This window comes from Ruegeria sp. CDSA246, from assembly GCF_059611225.1.
On the sequence record NZ_JBXWPD010000042.1, the window covers coordinates 1 to 4,437 of the forward strand.

The following is a 4,437-nucleotide window of genomic DNA, read 5'->3' on the forward strand; positions in this document are numbered from 1 at the left end:
AAACGCACCCCCTTGTATGACTTGCACGTTGAGTTGGGGGGTAAGCTTGTTGATTTTGCTGGTTGGGAGATGCCTGTTCAGTATCCTTTGGGGATTATGGGGGAGCATAAGCAGTGTCGTGAGAAGGCGGCGTTGTTTGATGTGTCTCATATGGGCCAGGTGATCCTTCGGGGTGAGAATGTGGGTGAGAAGCTGGAAGCTTTGTGCCCGCAGGCCTATGCGACCCTGAAGCCGGGCAAGGCGCGGTACGGGTTTTTCACCAATGCGGACGGCGGGATCATGGATGATCTGATCGTGTCGAATGCGGGGGATCACTACTTTGTGGTGGTGAACGCAGCGCTGCGCCATCAGGACATTCCGCATATGCGCGATAATCTGGATGGCGTCGAAGTGACCGAGATCTTCGACCGCGCGCTTGTGGCGGTTCAGGGCCCGGCGGCGGAAAACGTCGTGGGTGATCTTTGCCCGGCGGCGCGGGATCTGAAGTTCATGGAAACCACCGTGGCGGATATCAACGGTGTCGAGTGCCGCATCTCGCGGCTGGGCTACACCGGCGAGGACGGCTACGAGATCTCGATCCCCGAGGACAAGGCGATCGAAGTATCGAAGGCGTTCCTGGCGCATGAGGATTGCGAAGCCGCCGGTCTGGGCGCGCGCGACAGCCTGCGGCTGGAGGCGGGTCTGTGCCTCTATGGCAATGACATCGACCAGAGCACCTCGCCGATTGAGGCCAGCCTTGGCTGGGCGATCCAGAAGCGCCGCAAGGAAGAAGGCGGCTTTCCGGGCGCAGACCGCGTGCAGAAGGAACTGGCCGAAGGCCCTGCTAAAAAGCTGGTTGGCATCAAGCCCGATGGCCGCGCTCCAGCGCGTCAGGGCGTGGAAATCCAGTGCGCCGAGGGCAATACGATCGGTCAGATCACCTCGGGCGTATTTGGCCCCACGGTCGGCGGACCGGTGGCGATGGGCTATGTTTCCAAGGGCCACGGTGAGCCGGGCGAGACGGTGAACCTGATCATCCGGGGCAAGCCGCAGCCGGCGCAGATCGTGGCGCTGCCCTTCGTCAAACAGAATTACAAGCGTTGAAGTCAGGAGAGAGACAAACATGGCAACCTATTATTCCGAAGAGCATGAATGGCTGACCGTCGAAGGCGACACGGCCACTCTGGGCATCACCAAGCACGCGGCTGAACAGCTGGGCGACGTGGTGTTCGTGGAGCAGCAGGAAGCAGGCGATGAGTTTGAAAAAGGCGGTGAGATCGGCGTGATCGAATCCGTCAAGGCCGCCTCCGAGCTGTATGCCCCGGTCGATGGCGAGATCACGGAAGTGAACGAAGCGCTGGCCGACAACCCCGGCGCGCTGAACGAAGATCCCGAGGGTGAGGCCTGGATCTACAAGATCAAGATCGCGGATGCCGCGCAGCTGGAAGATCTGATGGATCTGGACGGCTACAAGGCCCTGATCGGGTAAACCCAAACGGCGGGTCCTTTCGCGGATCCGCCCCTTCATCTGGCTAAAAATATCCCCGCCGGAGGCTCCTGCCAGAGCGGCCGGGCGAGACATTCCCTGAGGAGCATGACCTATGGCCTTCAAACTGACTGATTACGAAGCCTATGACTTCGCCAACCGCCGCCATATCGGGCCCAGCCCGACGGAAATGCGCGACATGCTCAAGGTGATTGGCTTCAAGACGCTGGACCAGCTGATCGACGCCACCGTCCCGCCTGCGATCCGGCAGAAAGAGCCGCTGGACTGGGGTCCGGCGATGACCGAACGCGATGCGCTCTTTTACATGAAAGAGGTGGCGAGCAAGAACAAGGTTCTGACCTCGCTGATCGGTCAGGGGTACTATGGCACCACCACGCCGGCGCCGATCCTGCGCAACATCCTGGAAAACCCGGCCTGGTATACCGCCTATACGCCCTACCAGCCCGAGATCAGCCAGGGCCGGCTTGAGGCGCTGTTGAACTTCCAGACCATGGTCAGCGACCTGACCGGGCTGGACGTGGCCAACGCCTCGCTCCTGGACGAAGCCACAGCCGCAGCCGAAGCGATGGCGATGGCCAAGCGCGGCGGGCGGTCAAAGGCCAACAACGCGGCTTTCTTCGTCGACAAGAACTGCCACCCGCAGACCATCGCGGTGATCAAAACCCGGGCGGAGCCTCTGGGCATCGACGTGCAGGTGGCCGACCCGGACACGCTGGACGCAGGATCGGTCTTTGGCGCGATCTTCCAATATCCCGGCACCCACGGCCATGTGCGCGACTTCACCAACGAGATTGCGGCGCTGCATGAGCACAAAGCCATCGCCATCGTCGCCGCCGACATCCTGTCGCTGGCGCTGCTGAAGTCACCAGGTGAGATGGGCGCGGATATTGCCATCGGCTCGACCCAGCGCTTTGGCGTACCTATGGGCTATGGTGGCCCGCACGCCGCTTACATGGCAACCACCGACAAGCTGAAGCGGTCCATGCCGGGCCGGATCATCGGTGTGTCCATCGATGCGCGCGGCAACAAGGCTTACCGCCTGGCGCTGCAGACGCGTGAGCAGCACATTCGCCGCGAGAAAGCCAACTCGAACGTCTGCACCGCGCAGGCGCTGCTGGCGGTCATTGCCTCGATGTATGCCGTCTATCACGGCCCCGACGGCATCAAGGCCATCGCGCAATCGGTGCACCGCAAGACCTCGCGTCTGGCCGCTGGCCTGGAAGAGGCAGGCTTTGCCGTGGAACCTGAGGTGTTCTTCGACACCATCACGGTTGAGGTCGGCCACCTGCAGAATGTCGTGATGGAGGCCGCGGTGGCGCGCGGTGTGAACCTGCGCAAGGTCGGCGACACGAAGGTGGGCATCAGCCTGGACGAACAGACCCGGCCCGAGACCATCGAGGCCGTCTGGGGTGCCTTCGGCATCGATCGCACCGATGACAGCTCAAACAAAGTCTATCGCCTGCCCGATTACGCGCTGCGCGAAAGCCCGTACCTGACCCACGAGATCTTCCACAAGAACCGGGCCGAGGCAGAGATCACGCGCTACATGCGCCGTCTGGCCGACCGCGATCTGGCGCTGGACCGGGCAATGATCCCGCTGGGGTCCTGCACCATGAAGCTGAACGCCACGATCGAGATGATCCCGGTCACCTGGCCCGAGTTCGGCAATCTGCACCCGTTCTGCCCCGAAGATCAGGCGCGGGGCTATCACGAGATGATCGACGATCTGAACGACAAGCTGTGCCAGATCACCGGCTATGACGCGATCTCGCAGCAGCCCAACTCGGGCGCGCAGGGTGAATATGCGGGCCTGCTGACCATCCGCAACTATCACGCCGCGCGGGGTGAGGCGCACCGCAATGTCTGCCTGATCCCGACCTCGGCGCATGGCACCAACCCGGCCTCGGCGCAGATGGTGGGCTATCAGGTTGTTCCGGTGCAAGCCGATGAGAACGGCAACATTGACCTGAATGACTTCCGCGCCAAGGCCGAGAAGCATTCGGACCATCTGGCCGCCTGCATGATCACCTACCCCTCGACCCATGGCGTGTTTGAGACCACCGTTCAGGAGGTCTGCCAGATCACCCATGATCACGGCGGTCAGGTCTATATCGACGGCGCCAACATGAACGCCATGGTGGGTCTCTCGCGTCCGGGTGACATTGGCGGCGACGTCAGCCACCTGAACCTGCACAAGACCTTCTGCATCCCGCATGGCGGCGGCGGTCCCGGCATGGGTCCGATCGGCGTCAAGGCGCATCTGGAGGAACACCTGCCGGGTCACCCGGAATACGGCACCGCCGTGGGTCCGGTCTCGGCCGCTCCCTTCGGCTCGCCGTCCATTCTGCCGGTCAGCTGGGCCTATGTGCTGCTGATGGGCGGCGCGGGTCTGACGCAGGCGACCAAGGTGGCGATCCTGAACGCCAACTACATCGCGGCGCGTCTGCAGGATGCCTATCCCATCCTCTACACGTCCGAGACAGGTCGGGTGGCGCATGAATGCATCCTCGACACCCGTCCGTTGGATGAGGCTGCGCATGTGACCGTTGATGACGTGGCCAAACGCCTGATCGACAGCGGCTTCCACGCGCCGACCATGTCCTGGCCAGTGGCCGGCACGCTGATGGTCGAGCCTACGGAATCGGAGCCCAAGGACGAACTGGACCGCTTCTGCGACGCCATGCTCTCAATCCGGGCCGAAGCGCAGGACATCATCGACGGCGAGATCGACGCGGAGAACAACCCGCTGAAAAACGCCCCCCACACGGTGCGCGATCTGGTCGGCGACTGGGACCGGCCCTACAGCCGCGAACAGGCCTGCTTCCCCCCAGGCTCCATGGGCGTCGACAAATACTGGTCCCCCGTAAACCGCGTCGACAACGCATATGGCGACAGAAACCTAATCTGCACATGCCCCCCAATGGACGCATACGAAGAAGCCGCTGAGTAAA

At 62.5% G+C, this 4,437-nt stretch carries 3 protein-coding genes; all 3 read left to right on the forward strand.

The annotated features are described in order from the left end of the window. A partial coding sequence (gcvT, locus tag AC2FI9_RS22605; RefSeq protein WP_496770956.1) for a glycine cleavage system aminomethyltransferase GcvT occupies positions 1 to 1,083 on the forward strand: 1,083 nt, incomplete at its 5' end. A gap of 19 nt (positions 1,084 to 1,102) precedes the next feature. Then, entirely contained in the window at positions 1,103 to 1,468 is a 366-nt protein-coding gene (gcvH, locus tag AC2FI9_RS22610; RefSeq protein WP_058271403.1) for a glycine cleavage system protein GcvH, read from the forward strand. Between the two features lie 112 nt (positions 1,469 to 1,580). After that, positions 1,581 to 4,436 carry an aminomethyl-transferring glycine dehydrogenase gene (gene gcvP / locus AC2FI9_RS22615; protein ID WP_496770958.1) on the forward strand — a complete coding sequence of 952 codons (2,856 nt, stop codon included), beginning with the start codon at positions 1,581 to 1,583 and terminating at the stop codon, positions 4,434 to 4,436. Position 4,437: the final 1 nt, after the last annotated feature.